Origin of the sequence: Nonomuraea aurantiaca (assembly GCF_020215705.1) — a bacterium.
GTDB lineage: Bacteria > Actinomycetota > Actinomycetes > Streptosporangiales > Streptosporangiaceae > Nonomuraea > Nonomuraea aurantiaca.
On sequence record NZ_JAIWNB010000029.1, the window covers coordinates 74,410 to 92,859 of the forward strand.

General features: G+C 69.6%; 17 protein-coding genes, 3 tRNA genes and 1 pseudogene. 11 read left to right on the forward strand and 10 right to left on the reverse strand.

The genetic code is table 11. The features are described 5' to 3' along the window. The first annotated feature begins 162 nt into the window (after positions 1–162). Positions 163–2,031 carry an MFS transporter gene (locus LDL49_RS44950; RefSeq protein WP_225301057.1) on the forward strand — a complete coding sequence of 623 codons (1,869 nt, stop codon included), beginning with the start codon at positions 163–165 and terminating at the stop codon, positions 2,029–2,031. Positions 2,032–2,348: 317 nt separating this feature from the next. Here the strand turns inward: LDL49_RS44950 and LDL49_RS44955 are convergent, their stop codons facing one another. Beyond that, on the reverse strand, positions 2,349–3,266 hold the full coding sequence (locus LDL49_RS44955) for a cation diffusion facilitator family transporter (protein ID WP_225301058.1): 918 nt from the start codon (positions 3,264–3,266) through the stop codon (positions 2,349–2,351). Positions 3,267–3,430: 164 nt separating this feature from the next. Here LDL49_RS44955 and LDL49_RS44960 point away from each other — a divergent pair, with 164 nt between their 5' ends. Continuing rightward, positions 3,431–4,144: a ferritin-like domain-containing protein gene (locus LDL49_RS44960; RefSeq protein ID WP_225301059.1), complete on the forward strand. Its 714-nt coding sequence runs from the start codon at positions 3,431–3,433 to the stop codon at positions 4,142–4,144. Positions 4,145–4,220: 76 nt separating this feature from the next. On the opposite strand, the gene LDL49_RS44965 is transcribed toward LDL49_RS44960, so the two are convergent. After that, positions 4,221–4,442: a cold-shock protein gene (locus LDL49_RS44965; RefSeq protein WP_225301060.1), complete on the reverse strand. Its 222-nt coding sequence runs from the start codon at positions 4,440–4,442 to the stop codon at positions 4,221–4,223. Between the two features lie 69 nt (positions 4,443–4,511). Then, on the reverse strand, positions 4,512–5,378 hold the full coding sequence (locus LDL49_RS44970; protein WP_225301061.1) for a LysR family transcriptional regulator: 867 nt from the start codon (positions 5,376–5,378) through the stop codon (positions 4,512–4,514). Between the two features lie 88 nt (positions 5,379–5,466). On the opposite strand from LDL49_RS44970, the gene LDL49_RS44975 reads away from it, so the two are divergent. Continuing rightward, the gene (locus LDL49_RS44975; RefSeq protein ID WP_225301062.1) at positions 5,467–6,354 is read left to right on the forward strand and encodes a PhzF family phenazine biosynthesis protein; all 888 of its coding nucleotides are present in this window, start codon (positions 5,467–5,469) and stop codon (positions 6,352–6,354) included. 127 nt (positions 6,355–6,481) lie between these two features. Next, the gene (locus tag LDL49_RS59455; RefSeq protein WP_372470654.1) at positions 6,482–6,727 is read left to right on the forward strand and encodes a hypothetical protein; all 246 of its coding nucleotides are present in this window, start codon (positions 6,482–6,484) and stop codon (positions 6,725–6,727) included. Here the strand turns inward: LDL49_RS59455 and LDL49_RS59460 are convergent. The 5 genes and pseudogenes from LDL49_RS59460 to LDL49_RS45005 all read right to left on the reverse strand — a co-directional run. Beyond that, positions 6,616–7,038, reverse strand: a pseudogene (locus LDL49_RS59460) (HD domain-containing protein); the annotation flags it as partial. The gene LDL49_RS59455 and the pseudogene LDL49_RS59460 overlap by 112 nt on opposite strands. Before the next feature lie 195 nt (positions 7,039–7,233). Continuing rightward, positions 7,234–7,308: transfer RNA gene (locus LDL49_RS44990), tRNA-Val, on the reverse strand. A gap of 1 nt (position 7,309) precedes the next feature. Further along, positions 7,310–7,383: transfer RNA gene (locus LDL49_RS44995), tRNA-Cys, on the reverse strand. Between the two features lie 14 nt (positions 7,384–7,397). Further along, a tRNA-Gly gene (locus tag LDL49_RS45000) sits at positions 7,398–7,469 on the reverse strand. A 38-nt stretch (positions 7,470–7,507) separates the two neighbouring features. Continuing rightward, positions 7,508–8,143, reverse strand: a complete 636-nt coding sequence (locus LDL49_RS45005; protein ID WP_225301063.1) for an ACT domain-containing protein — start codon at positions 8,141–8,143, stop codon at positions 7,508–7,510. 81 nt (positions 8,144–8,224) lie between these two features. On the opposite strand from LDL49_RS45005, the gene dusB reads away from it, so the two are divergent. After that, positions 8,225–9,334, forward strand: coding sequence for a tRNA dihydrouridine synthase DusB (gene dusB, locus LDL49_RS45010; protein WP_225301064.1), 1,110 nt, complete (start codon positions 8,225–8,227; stop codon positions 9,332–9,334). 103 nt (positions 9,335–9,437) lie between these two features. Here dusB and LDL49_RS45015 read toward each other — a convergent pair whose 3' ends face one another. Then, positions 9,438–10,217 (reverse strand): phytanoyl-CoA dioxygenase family protein, encoded by a 780-nt coding sequence (locus LDL49_RS45015; protein ID WP_225301065.1) that lies wholly within the window; start codon positions 10,215–10,217, stop codon positions 9,438–9,440. A 34-nt stretch (positions 10,218–10,251) separates the two neighbouring features. On the opposite strand from LDL49_RS45015, the gene LDL49_RS45020 reads away from it, so the two are divergent. Continuing rightward, entirely contained in the window at positions 10,252–11,244 is a 993-nt protein-coding gene (locus tag LDL49_RS45020) for a helix-turn-helix domain-containing protein (RefSeq protein WP_225301104.1), read from the forward strand. A gap of 7 nt (positions 11,245–11,251) precedes the next feature. Here LDL49_RS45020 and LDL49_RS45025 read toward each other — a convergent pair whose 3' ends face one another. Next, entirely contained in the window at positions 11,252–12,403 is a 1,152-nt protein-coding gene (locus LDL49_RS45025; RefSeq protein WP_225301066.1) for an ROK family transcriptional regulator, read from the reverse strand. 166 nt (positions 12,404–12,569) lie between these two features. Here LDL49_RS45025 and LDL49_RS45030 point away from each other — a divergent pair, with 166 nt between their 5' ends. Genes LDL49_RS45030 through LDL49_RS45050 form a run of 5 tightly spaced genes read left to right on the forward strand, consistent with a single transcriptional unit; the run spans position 12,570 to position 18,444 of the window. Continuing rightward, positions 12,570–13,868 (forward strand): glycoside hydrolase family 36 protein, encoded by a 1,299-nt coding sequence (locus LDL49_RS45030; RefSeq protein WP_225301067.1) that lies wholly within the window; start codon positions 12,570–12,572, stop codon positions 13,866–13,868. Beyond that, positions 13,865–14,743 carry a carbohydrate ABC transporter permease gene (locus LDL49_RS45035; protein ID WP_225301068.1) on the forward strand — a complete coding sequence of 293 codons (879 nt, stop codon included), beginning with the start codon at positions 13,865–13,867 and terminating at the stop codon, positions 14,741–14,743. Before LDL49_RS45030 ends, LDL49_RS45035 begins: the two co-directional genes overlap by 4 nt. 8 nt (positions 14,744–14,751) lie before the next feature. Beyond that, positions 14,752–15,561, forward strand: coding sequence for a carbohydrate ABC transporter permease (locus LDL49_RS45040; RefSeq protein WP_225301069.1), 810 nt, complete (start codon positions 14,752–14,754; stop codon positions 15,559–15,561). A 10-nt stretch (positions 15,562–15,571) separates the two neighbouring features. Then, on the forward strand, positions 15,572–16,903 hold the full coding sequence (locus LDL49_RS45045) for an ABC transporter substrate-binding protein (RefSeq protein ID WP_225301070.1): 1,332 nt from the start codon (positions 15,572–15,574) through the stop codon (positions 16,901–16,903). Beyond that, positions 16,900–18,444, forward strand: a complete 1,545-nt coding sequence (locus LDL49_RS45050) for an alkaline phosphatase D family protein (RefSeq protein WP_225301071.1) — start codon at positions 16,900–16,902, stop codon at positions 18,442–18,444. The genes LDL49_RS45045 and LDL49_RS45050 overlap by 4 nt, the downstream gene beginning before the upstream one ends. The last annotated feature ends 6 nt before the right edge of the window (positions 18,445–18,450 follow it).

Here is an 18,450-nt window from a genome sequence, read left to right on the forward strand (position 1 = left end):
ATCAGTGGGTACGGCGGCGGGGCGCCAGGACCTCGGTGGCCTTGGCGATGGCTTCGGCGCCGGGTTTGATGTAACGCATGGCGGTGCGGGGTTCTTGTGCCGGGTCTTGCCCATGATGAGCTGCAGCGGGACCCCGGCCTCGCCGAGGTGAGTGGCAGCGCTGTGACGCAGCTGGTGCAGGCCCAGTCCGGCGTACTTCTCCAGCAGGACGCGAGCACGGTCGTACCCGAGGCGGGCGCGGGCGGTGTGCGGGCAGATGTCGCCGACGGCCGGCGGCCAGGACGGGACGGGACGGCGGCCGGACAGGAACAGCGGGCCATGCGTACGGGTGCCGCCGTCCGGGAGGCGAAGCAGTCGGGGGAGCAGGTGGGCTTTGTTCCTAGTCTAGAAACAGACCGTTACAGGTGGTGCTGGAGGAGATCGATGGACGACCAACACGGCCAGGACGGACCGGTTCGGGCCGTGGTCGCCGGCCAGCTCATGAGCAAGGGCACGGCGGTGGTGGCCGCCCTCGGCTGCTTCACGACCCTGCTGCTGGCCCTGCTCGACATCAACATCGTCAGTTCGGTGTCCTGGAAGATGGCCCAGAGCCTCGACCCGGTGCACGGGGTCTCGCTGCTGCCCTGGATGGTCACGTCGTACGCGCTGGCGGACTGCATCGTCGTGCCGCTGTATGGCAAGCTCGCCGACGTCTACGGCGCCCGGCGGATCTACATCGCCGCGCTCGTGATCTTTCTCGTCGGCTCGTCGCTGTGCGGCATCGCCCAGAACATGACCGAGCTGATCGCATTCCGCGCCGTCCAAGGCGTCGGCGGCGGCGGGCTGATGTCGGTGACCATGGTCATCCTCGGCACCATCTTCCGTTCCGGCACCCAGGAAGCCGCCCCACGCGACGGCTCCATGCGGGTCGCGATGGGCGGGGTCATGGTCGGCGTCGGCATCGCGCTCGGCCCGCTGCTCGGCGCCGCGGTGGCCGACAACCTCAACTGGCGCTGGGTGTTCTACCTCAACCTGCCACTCGTGCTCATCGCGCTGGCCATCGCGCTCTTCGTGCTGAAGCTGCCGAAGTTCTCCGAACGGCGTAAGGTCGACTTCCTCGGCGCAGCCCTGATCGCGGGCGCCGCCGCCGCGCTGCTGCTCGCCGCCGAGTGGGGCGGGACGCGGTACGCCTGGACATCCACGACGATGATCGTCACCCTCGTCACCGGGGCCGTGCTCTTCGCCGGCTTCCTCTGGCGGATCATGACGACCGAGGAGCCGCTGATCTCTCTGCGGCTACTGCGCAACCCGGTGTTTCGGATCATGATGCCGATCGGCATCACCGCGGGCATGGGCCTGGCGGGCGAGGTGCTCTACATCGGCGGCTACCTCCAGGTCGGCCGCGGGCTCGGTCTGACGCACGCGAGCTTCATGAACCTGCCGATGGCCGCGGGCATGATGGTGTCAGTGCTGGTGGCACGCTCGATCGTCGCCGTGCTCGGCAAGTTCAAGTACCTGCTGACCTCGGCCGGGGTGCTCCAGGCCGCCGTGCTGATCCTGTTCAGCCGGATGGACGCGCACACGAACCTGGCGTGGGTCGCAGTGGGCATGTTCGTGCTCGGCCTCGGTATGGGGCAGTCGCTCGGCCTCGCGCTGCAGTACCTGCAAAACGCCGTCGACATCCAGGACATCGGGATCGCGACGACGACACAGCGCTTTTGCCAGCAGCTCGGGACGTCGGTCGGCTTCGCGATGTTCGGCCTGATCATGACCCGGTTCCTGGCCTCACACCTGACCGGGACGGCGGGCGCGGCCAACAACGGCGGCGAGCTGAACACCGCCGTCCTCGCGACGCTGCCACCCGCCCAGCAGGTCGCCGCGGTCACCACGTTCATCGAAGCGGTGACCAACGTGTTCCTGATCGCGGGCCTGCTCGCGCTCGTGCCCGCGGTACTGGCGCTGTTCATCAAGGAGAAGTCCGTCAAGGAGCCGGCCAGGGACCGGGTGAGCCAGGAGCGGGATCCGAGGGAGTCCGTCTCCGCGGAGAACTGACCCGGTCCACCGCGCCGGGAGCGGCTGTGCGACCCCTCGGAGTGGGCTACGCGCCGAAGCGGCTGATGTGGGCCCGCAGGTAGGGCGCGATCTGGCCACGATCCCGGAGTACGGGCGGTGCTGCCGAATCTGGGACGGAAATACCTCCACACCTCGGAAAAGGTTCAGCGCCTGCTGGGTGGCGCCCACGACCCGCCGCCACGACCGTCGTCGACTGCGCCGAGAGCCTGCTGGCAGCACGCTGACCTGGTTTCAGGACGCGCCGACCTGCTTTCAGGAGACGCGCTGGGCTGCCTGCTTTTACGACACGCGCCGAGCTACGACACGCGCTCCGGCGGGGTCGGCTGCAGATACACCGCCGACGCGATCGAGACCTGCTCCCTGATCCGCCGCTCCGTCTCCGCCAGCGCCTGCGCGGCCCCGTCCACGTCGCCCGACGAGTGCATCGTCACCCGGGCGGCGATCAGCAGGTCCTCCGGCCCCAGGTGCAGGGTCCGTACCTGGGCGAACGCCTGGATGGACGGGTCGCCGTCCAGGACCTTCTCGATGGCGTCCTGGACGGCGGGCGTGGCCGCCTCACCGATGATCATGCTCTTGGTCTCCCTGGCCAGGGTCACCGCCACCGCCACCAGCAGTAACCCGATGGCGATCGAGCCGAGGCCGTCGAAGGCGGAGTTGCCGGTGAGCACCGTCAACCCGACGCCGACGAGCGCGAACACCAGCCCGGCCAGCGCCGCCGTGTCCTCCAGCAGCACCACCGGTAGTTCGGGCGCCTTCGCGTCGCGGATGAATCCGGCCCACGACCGGCCACCGCGTACCCGGTTGGAGTTACGTACGGCGGTGCGCAAGGAGAGCGACTCCATGACGATCGCCGCCACCAGAACCCCGACCGCCCACGGCCAGCTCTCCAGCGGATGCGGATGGGCGATCTTCTCGTACCCCTCGTACAGGGCGAACAGCCCGCCCCCGAAGAACAGCACGAGCGACACCAGGAAGCCGTAGAAGTAGCGCTCGCGCCCGTAGCCGAAGGGGTGGTCGGCGCTCGGCTCCCGCTTGGCCCGCCGTCGGCCGAGCATGAGCAGCCCCTGGTTACCCGTGTCGGCGATGGAATGGATGCCCTCGGCCAGCATCGCCGAGGAGCCGGTGAAGAAGAAGGCCACGAACTTGGTGGCCGCGACTCCCACGTTGGCGGCCAGCGCCGCGAGAGTCGCCTGATGTGATCCGTCGCCGCTCATGCGGCCCCCTCTACCCAGGTGACGGGAATCTTGACATTCCAGTCCACGGCTCTGCGGTCGCTGCCGGACAATCTGCACGAAATCTCGACGATCACCCGCAGGTTTTATCCACAATCCGTTCGTACGGTGAATGCCATGAAAAGGGTGCCGACGTCACCGGCTGGGTGGCGGAATTCGAAGCGGCGGCCGAGCAACGACGCACCGACGGCGACCCCGACTGGGGGCGGGGCGCGTGCCTTCACCGGGCGGTGATGGCGAGCATCCAGCGCTTCCAGGTCGGCGAGAGCGGCGACGGCGCCGGTCTGATCGGCAAGGCGGACAAAGCTGAGAAGGCCGCTGGCCTGATCGGCGAAGCGGACGGAGCCGGGGACGACGCATACGGCGCGGCAGTCCGCCTCTTCGTCGCGGAGGAGCGGAACCACGCCCGCATGCTCGCCCGCCTGCTGGCCGCGGCGGGCGCACCGACTCTGGCCGGGCACTGGAGCGACACCGCCTTCGTACGACTGCGCCGGATGCTGGGCCTACGCCTGGAGCTGATGGTCCTGATGATCGCCGAGGTGATCGCGCTGCGCTACTACCGGGCCCTGCGCGACGGCGTGGGCGATCCACTCGCCGCCGACGTCGCCGCCCGCATCCTGGCCGACGAGGAGCGCCATGTTCCGTTTCACTGCGATCGCCTCAGCCGATCGCTCCGCCACCTGCCCATCGCGCGCCGCGCCGTATTGGCGGGCGGCTGGTGGTGCCTGATGCTCGGCACGGTGACCGTGGTCGCCGTCGATCACGGCCTGGCCCTGCGCTGCCTGGGCCTGTCCCGGACCCGCTTCGTCCGCGACGTGCTCACCTTGTTCGGGGGAGCCGTCTCGGCGTCCGTACGGTGACCAGCGCAAGGCAGACGGCGGCCGTGGCCGCGAAGACGCACCCCTGGGCGCCCATCCTGGCGAGCACCGGCAGACGTCACACCCTGCGGACGTTGAGGGCGCGGAACTGGAAGCTGTCCTGCTTCCCTTCCTCGATGTCGAACTCCACGACATCGCCCTGTTGGAGCTCACGGAACCCGTCGCCGACGACCTCGCTGAAGTGCGCGAACGCGTCACCACGCCCGGCGGGGAGATCGTCGGAGGAGATCGCCCCCCAGCCTTTCTCGGCCTTCCAGAACTTCACCGTCCCACGTGCCATGCCCCTAGTGTGGCAGCGGAAGGACGGCCCGCCTACGGCGCATCACCTCCTGTCACGGCAGGCCGCACATCATGTAGGGCTCACTGGCGTATCTGTGGCGGCCGCCCGCCGCAGGAGGCGTTCCAGGCTGTTGAGGGCCTGATCGGTGTCGGTGCCGGCACGCCGGGAGATCGCGACGTCGACCATCGGCAGCAGCGGCAACCCCTGCTGCTCTGATGGGCGCACGGCACCCGCCGGGACATTGCCCACGAGTAGCGCGCCGACGCCGATTCCGGCTGCGATGGCCGCCTGTACGGCATGCACACTGGTGCTCTGGAAGGCGATCCGCCATTGACGCCCGTGCCGGCTGAGCGCGTCCAGGACGGGCTGGCGCCATTGGCAGGGAAGCGAGAACAGCACCAGCGGCAGCGGGTCGGCGAGTGGGTCGAAGACCGGCGCGCAGGCCCAGGTCAGCGGGACCTGATGCTGCCAGCGCACGGACGCTTCGGGCATGACCGACGGATCCCCGAACGCCAGGTCAAGGCGGCCTCGGTCGGCGAGCTTGCGCAGGGGCGCCGCCGAGCCGACGATCACCTCGAGGTCGACTCGCGGATGGAGTACGGCGAAGTCGGCCAGGGCCGCGGGAAAGGTGGTGATCGCCAGATCCTCGAGCAGCCCGATCGTGCGCCTGCCCGACGGTGTGGCGCGAGGCCCGGCGATCGAGACGCGGGCCTCGTCGTGCAGGGCCAGCATGCGTTCGGCGTAGGCCAGGAGCGTCTCACCCGCGGGCGTGAGCCGGGCACCCTGCGGATCCCTGATGAGGATGCGCTCGCCGGCGGTCTGCTCCAGGCGCTGGATCCGCTGGCTCACGGCGGGCTGACTCACCCGCAGCGCCGCCGCGGCTCGCGTGATGCTCCCGGCGCGTACGGTCGCCGCGAACGACCGCAGATCGGCCATGTGGAAATCCTTCTCCATAAGCCTTCATTATGCCTGCCACACTAATATCGCTATTCTCAATAGAAGGAGCCGCTTCTAGGCTGGTCGCATGGCTACCGGCTACCACCACGTGGACGTTTTCTCCGATCGCCCCTTCACCGGCAACAGCCTCGCCGTCTTCGTCGACCCCCCGCCGCTCGGCGAGAACCAGATGGCGAGGCTGACGCAGGAGCTTCGGCACTTCGAGACGATCTTCGTTCGGACCACCGATGCGCCGGATGTCGTCCACGCGCGGGTCTTGGACCTGATGGGGGAGCTCGACTTCGCCGGGCATCCGGTGCTGGGCGCGGCGGCCGTACTCCACGAACGCGCAGGGGTCGCGTACGGCGAGGAGCGGCACTGGAGTTTCGCGCTTGGCGCCAGGAAGGTCGACGTCACCACGCGCGGCGACACCGCCGGCCAGGTCTCGGCCTTGCTGGACCAGGGACGACCCGAAATCCTGCCGCCGACCGTCCCTCGCGAGCCGGTCGCCGCGGCGCTGGGCCTCACCGCCGCCGACCTCGACGACGCCTTGCCGCCGGAGATCATCTCCACGGGCCTGCGCTATCTCGTCGTACCGGTGCGCGACGCTGACGTGCTCGCCCGAGCCCGCATCACGCACCCGGACTTCGAGGGCTTCCTCGGCGGGCTCGGCGCACAGTACGTCTACGTCCTCGACGCGGGCGCCATCGAGGGCCGGCACTGGAACAACGACGGTGTGCTCGAAGACGTCGCCACCGGAAGCGCGGCCGGCTGCGTGGCCGCCTACCTGATGCGGCACGGCCGGGCCCGCGATGGGCAGGAACTGTCGCTGGCGCAGGGCCGCTTCACCGGACGGCCCAGCAGGATCGCCATCACCGCCTACGGTAGGCCCGACGCCGTGGAACGGGTCACCGTCGGGGGAGGAGTGTCGATGGTCGCCACCGGCACCCTGCGCGCGCTCCCCGAGGCGCCGTGAAGGTCTACGGGCCTGAAGTCATCCGGCGGGCCATCGGCTTCACCGACCTCGCGGTGACGGTGACCTGCGTGCCCTGCTGCTGGACGAGCACCACCTGACCGACATCCGTACCGCTGCGGTGGGCGTGGTGGCGACCCGGCTGCTGGCGCGTGAGAACGCCACCACCATTTGCCAGGCCGGCCGCCCGCTCGCGGCGGCGAGCCGGTCGACGATGAGTTGCTCGAGGTCGACCACTCGTTTCGCCTTCCAGATCTTGTCGGCGAGGCTGACGAGATGGTCCTCGAGGTTGGCATCGGAGGCGGTCCATGAGGCGTGGGTACGGGCGAAGCGAGCGAGTCGTGCTTCGACACCGTGGGCACGCAGAAGCTCGTAGCCATCGGGCTCGTGGACAGAGCCCGGTCCAGACAGCTCTTCGAGGTGCCGGATCTTGCCGATGTCGTGTGATGCGGCACCGAACAGGACGGCTTCGCGGTCGATTCGCACCGCGGGGTGCTGTGCGTCGAGCCAATCGAGGATCGCGCGGGCCACGTCGTGAACCGCTCGCAAACGGGCCGCGAGGCGCGGCGGAGCGTCCAGAGATTCCAGAAGAGCGGCGACCCGAAGAGGGAGAGGGCGAATAGGCGGGTCGCTGGGATCGGTGAGCGCGTGGGCCAGGGACGCGAGCACGAACGGTATGTTACACATACCCCCATACCCCGCCCGGGACGACCGCGTCGCGTCAACGCCTTTCGGTTCGCCACCGAGCTGGTCGCCTGGGCCGCGACTCCCTTGAGGTGCGGACCGCAATCGAGTGAGGGCCACCCACCCCGGGGCAACAGAAAGCCCCAGACTCTCGGCATCCGCCGTGAGCTGGGGCTATAACAGGCCAGACCTGATCTGTGGTGGACGATACTGGGATTGAACCAGTGACCCCTTCCGTGTCAGGGAAGTGCTCTCCCGCTGAGCTAATCGTCCTTGGAGGTGGAGACGGGATTTGAACCCGTGTGGACGGCTTTGCAGGCCGCTGCCTCGCCTCTCGGCCACTCCACCGAGTCGCCCATCCGAGCGGAAGACGGGATTCGAACCCGCGACCCTCACCTTGGCAAGGTGATGCTCTACCACTGAGCCACTTCCGCGTTGCCCCATAACTCTAGCGGGTTTTCCGACCGGATGCTTACTTGCGGAGCTGGCGGGCCACGCTGCGCTCCGTCGCGGGCAGGCTGAGGAAGATCTCCAGGATGCGGGTGAGGCGGTGCACCTCGATGCGGTGGAAGGCCGGGCCGTCGCTCCTGGCCAGCAGCAGGGTGAGGGCCAGGGGTGGCAGCGGGGCGTGGATGACGTGCAGGCCGTCGTCGAGTGTGAGGGCCGTGGGGCGAGACGGTACGTCCTTCGGCAGCGTCACCTGCTGCGGCGCGCGCCAGCTGGCGTAGATTACGCCGCGCTCGGCGGCGGTGGCGGCCCAGTCGGCGCTGAACAGCACCGGCAGTGAGTCGACCAGGGTGGTCAGCGCCCTGTCGCCCGCCGTGGTGATGTATTTGAGGATCTCCAGCTCCGGGTAGGTGCCCGGGGCCTCTCGGGTGGTCCAGATGCCTTCGACCGCCACGTCGGCGACGCTCTGCAGGCTCTTGAGCAGGGTCTGCTTGGGGGTGCCGTCGGGGCAGAAGACCGTGATGTCGTCCACGGCGCGGCCGGCGCCCCTGTCGAGAACGGTGAACTGGGTGATGTCGGCTCCGACCGTGCCGAGGACTCGGGTGATCTGTGCCAGCGAACCCGGCCGGTCGGGCAGTGCGATGCGTACTCGCAGAAGCATCCGTCCCCTCCCCACTAGATGCCAGTTGACAGCCTATCTGCGAATACCCGTCACAGCCTGACCTGCGCTACAACTGACTGAGTGAAGATTGGACCGATAGGGGTGTGGCCGCCGGTCGTGCTCGCGCCGATGGCGGGCATCACCAACGCGGCGTTCAGGGTGCTCTGCCGCGAGCAGGGCGCCGGGTTGTTCGTGTGCGAGATGATCACCACGCGGGCGCTGGTGGAGCGCAACCCCAAGACGTTCAGGATGATCAGGTTCGCGGAGTCGGAGCGGCCCAGGAGCATCCAGCTGTACGGCGTCGACCCCGGCACCGTGGGGCGCGCGGCCAAGATGATCGCCGAAGAGGATCTGGCCGACCACATCGACCTGAACTTCGGCTGCCCCGTGCCCAAGGTCACCAGGCGCGGCGGCGGCTCCGCGCTGCCGTACAAGAGGAACCTGCTGCGGCGGATCCTGCGTGAGGCGGTGACGAACGCCGGCCCGCTGCCCGTCACGATGAAGATGCGCAAGGGCATCGACGACGACCACCTCACCTACCTCGACGCCGGCCGGATCGCCGTCGAGGAGGGGGTTTCGGCGATCGCCCTGCACGCGCGTACGGCCAAGCAGCACTACGGCGGCGTGGCCGACTGGGACGCGATCGCCAGGCTGAAGGAGGCGGTGCCGGAGGTTCCGGTGCTGGGCAACGGCGACATCTGGTGCGCCGACGACGCGCTGCGCATGGTGGCGGAGACCGGCTGCGACGGGGTGGTCGTCGGGCGCGGGTGCCTGGGGCGGCCGTGGCTGTTCAGGGATCTGGAGAACGCGTTCAACGGCAGTCCGGAGCGGGTACGGCCGAGCCTCGGCGAGGTGGCCGGGATGATGGCCAGGCACGCCGAAGGGCTCACCGAGTGCTTCGACATCGAGCGTTACGCGATCGCCGACTTCCGCAAGCACGTCGGCTGGTATCTGAAGGGGTTCACGGTCGGCGGCGAGCTGCGCCGCGAGCTGGCCACCGCCGAGTCGCTCGACGGGCTGCGCGAGGGGCTGGCCAAGCTGGAGCACGACCAGCCGTGGCCGCCCAACACCGACACCCCGCGCGGCAAGTCGGGCGAACGCGGCAAGGTACTGCTGCCGGACGGCTGGCTGGACGACCCATGGGATTGTGTCGTGCCTTCGGACGCCGAGTCGGATATATCCGGCGGATGACCGCTATATGCGGTATATCCGGCGGCTGACCACCCGGCTCAAGGCATCTCGCCGTCCAGCGCGGGTCGGTCGTCGTCCGGCTCGGGCGGACCTAAGGCTGTTTCTAGTGCGGGCCGGCGGCCTCCGTGCCGCAGGGGCCGCCGCCGATGGCGGGCTGGAGCTGGACCGGGTCGCCCGACATCGTGAGCGTCGGGTAGTAGGCGGAGATGCGTTCGGCCGAACGGCCCGCGTAATGGCAGATGAAGCTGCGCCTGAACCGGTCGGCCGTGCTGTTCGGCTCGGAGCCGTGGACCAGGCTGCCGTTGAAGAACAGCACGTCGCCCGGATCCATGTCCACCGGCACCCGCTCCAGGCCCGGCGGCGGCGGGACGTAGTCCTTGGTGAAGGAGACGTCGTTGTCGGCCTCCTCTGGACAGAACAGGTCCATCAGGTGAGTGCCGGGCACCACCTCCAGGCCGCCGTTGGCCCGGTCGACGCGGTCCAGCGCCACCCAGGCGGCCACACACGTGCCCGGCTCGACCCGCAAGTAGAAGTTGTCCTGATGCAGCGCCTGCCCGCGCGCGCCGGGCGGCTTGAAGTAGAACATGCTCTGGGCTGCTATCGGCTCCTCCCCGAGCAGGTCGCGGAGGACGGCGGCGATCCGGGCGTCGAGGAGGTACCGTAGCGCGACGTCATTCACCTGGTGGGGGTGCATGACGCGCGGGTAGTCGCGCAGGATGTCGTACGGTTGGCCGGGGTCCTGCGGCTTGGGGGAGAAGTGGCCTGGGATCGGACCCCGGGCGTGCAACGCCATGAACTCCTCCCGCAGCTCCACCACCTCATCCGCGGCCAGAAGACCGGGCACCAGGACGAATCCTCGATCATGGAAATCTGTCAGCCTCATACCTTCACGCTAAGGAGCCGGACCGGTGAACGGTATGCCTGTGACCGCTGAGGAGATGTCTGTTCCTGCTGCCGAGCTGACGATCGTGGGCCACTTCGACAACCGGCCCGGGTACGCCACGCGGCGCGTCAGCGGCTCGCCGAGCTGGCTGCTCATGTGGACCCAGGACGGGGCGGGACTGGTCGAGCAGGCGGGGGTGTCGTTCACGGCCGGGCCGGGGGACCTGGTGGTGCTCGGGGCCGACGCCGCGCAGCATTACCGGGTCGCGCCGGGGGCGGAGCGGTGGCGCTTCTGGTGGGCGCACTTCCAGCCGCGCCCGGCATGGCTCGGCTGGCTCGCGGAGCACGCCCGGGCGCCGGGCTGCCACCTGGTCGAAGGCGTGCCCGAGCCGACCCGCGCCCAGATCGACGAGGCCTTCGGCCGCGCCGCCAGAAACGCCCGCTGGCTCCCGCCCGCCGCCCGTTCCCTGGGTGAACACCCGCCCCCCACCCGCCCCGCGCATGCGCCTGGGCCCCGCCCAGCCGACGCGTCCGCCGAGCGCCCCTCGCCCGCCGAGCGCCCCGCGCGCGAGTACGCGCCCGCGGTCGCCGTCTCCGGACCCGCCCGGGAGCTGGTGCTGAACGCTGTCGAGGAGGTGATCGTGCTGGCCACCGCCTCCGCGCGGCTGGTCGGCGACGCCCTGCGCGCAGAGGAGCCCGGTGACGCGCGCGTCCACCGGGCGCTGGCCCTCATCGCCGCCGAACCGGGCGCGCCCCACTCGGTCGCCTCCCTGGCCAGGGCCGTCGCCCTGTCGCCCTCCCGGTTCGCGCACCTCTTCACGGCCGAGACGGGCCACCCGCCCATGCGGGCCGTACGGAGGGCGCGGATCCGGCACGCGGCCCGGCTGCTGGAGGTGACGGACATGGACGTCGGCCAGGTCGCGGCGGCGTCGGGCTTCGTCAGCCCGTTCCACTTCAGCCGGGCGTTCAGCCACGAGTACGGCATGCCGCCCCGCGACTTCCGCTCCCGTCTCCGGCCGACCCCCTGACGAACCGTCAGCGCAGCGGCGTCAGGGGCGCGTCGGAGGTGAACAGTTCGCGGTCCAGGTGGTCGGCGGCATAGTCGATGGCCCCCATCACCACGCATTCGTCCCCCAGCGTGGACGCCCGTACCTCCGGCATCCGCATGCAGGCCCGCTCCAGCCGCTCCCGCAGCGGCGCCAGCAGGACGTCGGCCGAGCGGGAGAAGCCGCCGCCCAGCACCACCATCTGCGGGTCCAGCACCAGCACCATGGCCGCCGTCCCCACCGCGAGGTCGTCCACGTAGCGGTCGACGGCGGCCAGGGCGACGGGGTGACCGTCGCGGGCCGCCGCCAGCGTGTAGCCCGCCGCGTCCTCGGGCGCGGTGCCCTCCGGCACGACCTCGCAGCCGTTGAGGTGCTCGGGGGCGTCGTACCAGCGGGCCTCCGGCAGCATGACGATCTCGCCGGCGGCGGCGCCGAAGCCCCGGTGCACCTTGCCGTCGATGATGAGGCCGGTGCCCATGCGCCGCCCGACGTGCAGGAACACCACGTCCCGAGCGCCCTGCGCGGCACCCCGGCGGGCTTCGGCGAGTGCGGCCAGGCGGCTGTCGTTCTCGATCAGCACCTGGCACGGGAACATCTCGCGCAGCTTGGCCGCCAGGTCGAGGCCCGTCCAGGCGGGGATCGCGGCCGAGAACGCGATGCGGCCCTCCGGCGTGAGCACGCCCGTGGTGCCGGCGGCCACCGTCCAGAGGTCCGCGGCCGACCTGCCGCTGAGCGCCAGGCAGCCGGAGACCGCGCGGTCTATGGCGGCCAGGCGCTCCTCAAGGGGCGCGTCCGGCAGGACGGGCTGCCGGGTCTCGGCCAGGATCTCGCCGTCGAGGTCCGACAGCGCGGCCCGTACGTTGTGCCCGCCTATGTCCACCCCGACCAGGCAGCCGCTGTCGGCGCGGAAGCGGTAACGGCGGGCCGGCCGGCCCATCGTGCCCGGCGAAGGCGGCACTTCCTCCACCCAGCCCAGCTCCATGAGCTCGTCGGCGACCTCCTTCATGGAGGGCCGCGACAACCCCGTCCGCTCGGCCAGCGCCGAGAGGGTGAGCGGCCCGGCCCCGCGCAGCGCCCGTATCGCGGTCAGCGAGTTGAGCTGCCTGAGCCGGGACAGGTCGCCGCCGCGCAGGTCCGCCATCGCCGCCCCTAACGTAGGTGTCCTCTGTAACTCGCCATTATGCCAGCGTTCGCTTCTGCTTCAACACCGGCGATTCCGCACAGAATCGGGCATTGACCCTCCACAAGTCCCGGTGCTACTAATGAAGCGCTCCTTCGTAAGTAGATCAACAGGAATAGAGGGTCGGATGTCGTTCGCAGACGTGGGCGAGGTCGTCCATCAGCCGGGGCAGGCCCGGGTCTTCGAGCACGGGTGGCAGTCGTGGAGCCCCACCGGCGCCTACCGCCTCGGCCAGACCCCGCCCCGACCCGCGGACGACAACATCCAGATCCTCTGCTACCGCCCCGAGACGCCGGTGCCCGCCGGGGTGTTCCAGGGTGAGGGGCTGCTCGCGATCGACCCCGGCGGTGGCGCGCCGCTGGAGCTGTGGTCCGCGCCGAGCCCCGTGGAGGTGCCCTCCATCCGGGCACGCGAGGAGGGCGGCCGCCTGGTCGTGAGCGCGAACGGCCCCGTACGCCACCTGACAGGCGAGTCGCTGGAAGCCTGGGCGGAGGGCATGGCCGAGGGTTACGCGCCCAGGACGTTCCCGGCCGTACCCCCCATGTGGTGCACCTGGTACGGCTACTGGGGCAAGGTCACCGAGGACGACGTCCTGGACAATCTCCGCCTGTCGGAGCGGCACGGGCTGGGCGCCGACATGTTCCTCGTCGACGACGGCTACGAGGCCGAGATCGGCGACTGGCTGGACCCGCGCCCCGGCTTCGGCTCGCTGCGAAAAGTGGCGGAAGCCCTGGGAGAGGCGGGCCGGCGTACCGGCGTCTGGACCGCCCCCTTCCTGGTCGGCCATCGCAGCCGGATCTTCCGCGAGCACCCCGACTGGCTGGTCGGCGGCGCCCACGCGGGGCGCATGTGGGACCAGGACCTGGCGGTGCTCGACGTCACCCACCCGGATGCCGCCGCCCACCTGGTCGAGGTGTTCAGGACCTTCGCCGCGTACGGGATCAGCCACTTCAAGCTCGACTTCGTCTATGCCGGGGCGCTGGCGGGCGGCAGGCACGAGGACCTCGCCCCGATCGCCGCCTACCGGCGCGGGCTGGAGCTGATCCGCGAGGGCGCCGGCCCGGACGCCACCCTGCACGGCTGCGGCGCGCCCATGCTGCCCAGCCTCGGCCTGGTCGACATCATGCGGGTCAGCCCGGACATCGCGCCCACGCTGCACCCGAAGTCGGGCGACATCAGCCAGCCGTCCCAGCTGGGCGCCCGGCTCACCGGCGCGGCCCGCGAGTTCCTGCACGCCCGCTGGTGGGTGAACGACCCCGACTGCATCATCCTGCGCCCCGAGGTGGAGGCCAGGCAGGAGTGGGCCGCCCACATCGAGGCGACCGGCGGCCTGCGCGGCTCCAGCGACCCGATCGCGGCGCTCGACGACTGGGGCCTGGAGACCACCCGCCGCCTGATGATCCCCACCACGACGGAGCCATCGTGAGGAGGAGAGGGCGCGACTGGCACGCCTACCTGTTCATCGGCCCGAGCCTGCTGGGCGTGCTCGCCTTCCTGCTGCTGCCGATGGTCATCGTCTTCGTGCTGAGCTTCTTCCACTGGGAGCTCCTGTCGCCCCCGGCCTTCGCCGGACTGGACAACTACCGCCGCCTGGCCGGCGACGGAGACTCCTGGCACTCCCTCGGGATCACCGTCGTCTACGTACTGCTCTGCATCCCGCTGCAGACGGTCCTGGCGCTGGTGCTGGCCCTGCTGCTCAACCAGCGGATCAAGGGCGTCAAGGTGTTCCGCTCGCTGTTCGTGGTGCCGTGGATGGCCACCCCGATCGTCATGGGCCTGGTCTGGAACTGGATCTTCGACCCGCGTGACGGCGCGATCAACAGCGCCCTGGCCGTGATCGGCGTCACCGGCCCCGACTGGCTGTCGGACGCCGCCTGGGCACTGCCCGCCGTCGCGCTGGTCAATGTCTGGCAGTACACCGGCTACAACATGCTGTTCTTCCTGGCCGGGCTGCAGGGCATCCCGCAGGAGCTCTACGACGCGGCCGCCACCGACGGCGCCACCCCGCGCCAGCGGTTCTGGCGGGTCACGCTGCCGCTGCTCAACCCCACGATGTTCTTCGTCATGGTGACGAACCTGATCGGCGCGTTCCAGGTCTTCGACACCGTCTTCGTGATGACCGACGGCGGGCCCAGCCAGAGCACCGAGGTCATCAACTTCAAGATCTTCGGCACCGCGTTCAGGGAGTTCGACTTCGGCTACGCCTCGACGCTGTCGATGCTGCTGTTCGCGGTCATCCTGGCCGTGACGCTGGTGCAGGTCAGGTTCTTCGGCAAGCGCACCACCTACGACATGAGCTGAAGGACGACATGACCAAGCGCATCCTGCTGTACGCCACGCTCACCCTGGGCGCCTTCGTCGCCGTCTTCCCCTACTTGCTCGTGCTGCTGACCGCACTCAAGACCCAGGGCCAGCTCAACTCGACCGAGCCGTGGGTGCCCGGACTGCCGCCCACCGCCGCCAACCTGACCAAGCTCCTCGGGGGCGAGTTCCCCCGCTACCTGCTCAACACGGTGGTGATGACCACGCTGCTCACGCTGGGCCAGCTGGTGTTCACCACGTTCGCCGCCTACGCGTTCGCGCGGCTGCGCTTTCGCGGGCGCGAGGTGCTCTTCTGGCTGTACGTGGCCACGATGATGGTGCCCAGCGCCGTCACGATGATCCCGCTGTTCCTGATCATGCGGGAGCTCGGGCTGGTCAACACGTGGTACGGCCTGCTCGCGCCGTACATTCTGGGCACGCCGTACGGGATCTTCCTGATGCGGCAGTTCTTCCGCGGCCTGCCCGCCGGGCTCGAAGAGGCGGCGCGGATCGACGGGGCGGGGCCGCTGAAGATCCTCACTCGGATCCTGCTGCCGCTCTGCCGCCCCGCGATCGGCACGCTGACGATCATCACGGTGATCTCGTCGTGGAACAGCTTCATCTGGCCGCTGATCATCACCAGCGGGGACGACACCAAGGTCATGACGGTCGCCCTCGCCACCCTCAACTCCGGCATCGGCGTGGACCACAACCTGATCATGGCCGGCGGCCTGATCGCGCTGGTGCCGATGGTCGCGATCTTCATCTTCTTCCAGAAGTACATCGTCCGGTCGGTGGTCCTCACCGGCCTCAAGTAAGAGAGGTCATATGCGATCCCCCCGCATACGCGAGCTCCGCCATGCCGTGACACTGCTGGCCGCAGCCACGCTCACCCTGACCGCCTGTGGTTCAGGCGGTGGCGGTGACACCGGCGGAGACGGCAAGGTCACGTTGACCTACCGGCTCTGGGACGACCAGCAGAAGGTCGGCTACGACAAGGTCATGGCGGCCTTCGAGAAGGCCAACCCGACCATCGACGTCAAGATCGAGCTGATGCCGTACGACGAATACTGGACCAAGCTCACCGCCGACGCGGTGGCCGGCACGGCGCCGGACGTGTTCTGGATGACGCCGTCGCAGTTCCCCGAGTTCGTCACCAAGGGCGTCCTGGCCGACATGTCGCCCCTCAAGCTCGATGCCACGAAATTTCATCCAACGGTGGTCGGGTCGTTTACGTACCAGGACAAGCTGTATGGGGTGCCCAAGGACTGGGGCATCGTCGGCCTGCTCTACAACAAGGATCTGTTCAAGAAGGCCGGTGTCGAGATGCCGGCCAGCCTCACCTGGAAGCCCGACGGCTCCGGCACGTTCCTGGAGATCGCCCGCAAGCTGACCGTGGACGAGGCCGGCAAGCACCCCGAGGACCCGGGCTTCGACCCGGCCAAGGTCAAGACGTACGGCTTCGCGTCCTGGAACCACTACCAGACCCAGTGGATGAACTGGGTCGGCTCCAACGGCGGCAAGCTGCTCGACCAGCCGTTCGGCAAGTACACCTTCAACGACGACGCCTCCGTGCAGGCCCTGCGGTTCGGCGTCGACCTGGTGAACAAGTATCACGTCTCGCCGCCCGCGACCCAGACGAACCCGCCGACCGGCAAGGCCACCGACATGTTCAAGGCGGGCGAGGTGGCGATGTTCCCCGCCAACAACGCGCTGCTGCCCTACGTCGCGCCGGAGGCGAACTTCGAGATGGGCGTCGCCCTCATGCCCGAGGGCCCGGCCGGCCGCGCGGTCAACCTCAACGGCCTGTCGGAGGCCGTGTACGCCAAGAGCAAGCACCCCCAGGAGGCCATGAAGCTGGCCGCCTACCTCGGCAGCGAGGAGCCGCAGAAACTGATGGCCGCCGACGGCTACGTCTTCCCCGCGCTCAACGGTCTCACCCAGGGCTACGTCGACTACTGGCAGAAGACCAAGAAGATCGACGTCTCCCCGTTCGTCGAGGAGTCGAAGGGCACCACGTTCCCGCTGCCCGTCACCACCGGGTTCACCGGCTTCGAGACCAAGCTCAACCAGATCTTCAACGAGATGTACCTCGGCAAGCTCGACCCCAAGCAGGCCGCGGACCAGGCCGTCACGGAAGGGAACGCGACCGTTAAATGATCAGCCGGCGCTCACTCCTCGCTGGGGGCGCCGGACTGGGACTGACCGCCGCACTGGGTGCCTCACCCGTGCGCGCGGCGGCCCGCCGTGCCCCGATCTCCGACCCCTTCCAGCTCGGCGTCGCCTCCGGCGAGCCGGCCCCCGACGGCGTGGTCCTGTGGACCCGCCTGGCCATGGACCCCGTCGCCCTCGACGGGCTCGGCGGCATGCCGTCGCGTCCCGTACCCGTCGAATGGCAGCTCGCCAAGGACGAGAACTTCCGCCACGTCGTACGGCGCGGCGCCGGCCTCGCCCGGCCCGAGGCCGCCCACAGCGTGCACGTCGAGCTCGACGGTCTGAACCCCGGCACCGAGTACTTCTACCGCTTCAAGGCCGCCGGCGAGATCTCCCCGGTCGGCCGCACCCTGACCAGCCCCCCGCGCGGCACGCGCGGCCGCGCGCTCAACCTGTCGTTCACCTCCTGCGCCGACTACCAGACCGGCTGGTTCACCCCCTACCGCCGGATGGCCGAGGACCAGCCCGACCTGATCGCCTTCCTCGGCGACTACATCTACGAGTACGGCGACTACAAGTACCCGGTGCGCGACCAGGCCGGGGGAGAGTGCTTCGACCTGGCGGGATACCGGCTCAGGCACGCCCAGCACAAGGCCGACCCGGAGTCCCAGCTGGCCCACGCCATCGCCCCCTGGGTGGTGGTGTGGGACGACCACGACATCGAGAACGCCTGGGCCGGCGACGTGCCCGAGCAGCCCGACCCGCCCTTCCTCGCCCGCCGGGCGGCCGCCTTCCAGGCGTACTACGAGAACATGCCGCTGCGCCGCGCCCAGAAGCCGGACGGGGCGGCGCTCAAGCTGTACCGGAGCATCCGCTGGGGCGCGATCGCCAACCTGCACCTGTTAGACACCCGCCAATATCGCGACATCTACCCCTGCACCGGCAAGAGCGGCACCGTCGGCGCCGATTGCCAGGAGCGGTTCGCCCCCAACCGCACCATCCTCGGCGCCGCCCAGGAAGCCTGGCTCGACGGCGAGCTGCGCGGCTCGAAGGCCACCTGGGACCTGCTCGGCCAGCAGGTCTTCTTCATGGAGATGGACTGGACCAACGGCGAGGGCAAGGGCTACTCCAACGAGGGCTGGGACGGCTACGTCGCCTCCCGCAACCGCCTGGCCGCCGCCATCGACGACTACAAACGCAACGGTGTCGTGCTCACCGGCGACGTGCACTCCCACTGGGCGGGGGAGATCAAGCGCGACTACCAGGACCCCGCCTCCAAGTCGGTCGCCGTCGAGCTCGTCACCACCTCGGTCACCAGCGCCGGCAACGGCCTGGACGAGTACCCGAACACGCAGGTCCTGCTCGACGAGAATCCGCACGTCAAGTTCTTCAACGGCCGCCGCGGCTACGTGCGGGCCAAGCTCACCGAGCGGGAGATGAAGGTCGACTTCCGCTCGCTGTCCCGCGTCACCGAGCCCTACGCCCCCGCCTACACCTCCGGCTCCTTCGTCATCGAGCCCGGCGACCCGGCGCTCCACCCAGCCTGACGGGAC

What these genes read in the sequence shown, in the direction of transcription:
- LDL49_RS45025 (WP_225301066.1), bottom strand. Translation starts at nt 12,403, where the DNA reads ATGGCGGACCTGCGCGGCGGCGACCTGTCCCGGCTCAGGCAGCTCAAC.
- LDL49_RS44975 (WP_225301062.1), top strand. Translation starts at nt 5,467, where the DNA reads ATGGCTACCGGCTACCACCACGTGGACGTTTTCTCCGATCGCCCCTTC.
- LDL49_RS45020 (WP_225301104.1), top strand. Translation starts at nt 10,252, where the DNA reads ATGCCTGTGACCGCTGAGGAGATGTCTGTTCCTGCTGCCGAGCTGACG.
- LDL49_RS45045 (WP_225301070.1), top strand. Translation starts at nt 15,572, where the DNA reads ATGCGATCCCCCCGCATACGCGAGCTCCGCCATGCCGTGACACTGCTG.
- LDL49_RS44970 (WP_225301061.1), bottom strand. Translation starts at nt 5,378, where the DNA reads ATGGCCGATCTGCGGTCGTTCGCGGCGACCGTACGCGCCGGGAGCATC.
- LDL49_RS45050 (WP_225301071.1), top strand. Translation starts at nt 16,900, where the DNA reads ATGATCAGCCGGCGCTCACTCCTCGCTGGGGGCGCCGGACTGGGACTG.
- LDL49_RS45040 (WP_225301069.1), top strand. Translation starts at nt 14,752, where the DNA reads ATGACCAAGCGCATCCTGCTGTACGCCACGCTCACCCTGGGCGCCTTC.
- LDL49_RS44955 (WP_225301058.1), bottom strand. Translation starts at nt 3,266, where the DNA reads ATGAGCGGCGACGGATCACATCAGGCGACTCTCGCGGCGCTGGCCGCC.
- LDL49_RS45005 (WP_225301063.1), bottom strand. Translation starts at nt 8,143, where the DNA reads ATGCTTCTGCGAGTACGCATCGCACTGCCCGACCGGCCGGGTTCGCTG.
- LDL49_RS45030 (WP_225301067.1), top strand. Translation starts at nt 12,570, where the DNA reads ATGTCGTTCGCAGACGTGGGCGAGGTCGTCCATCAGCCGGGGCAGGCC.
- LDL49_RS44965 (WP_225301060.1), bottom strand. Translation starts at nt 4,442, where the DNA reads ATGGCACGTGGGACGGTGAAGTTCTGGAAGGCCGAGAAAGGCTGGGGG.
- LDL49_RS45015 (WP_225301065.1), bottom strand. Translation starts at nt 10,217, where the DNA reads ATGAGGCTGACAGATTTCCATGATCGAGGATTCGTCCTGGTGCCCGGT.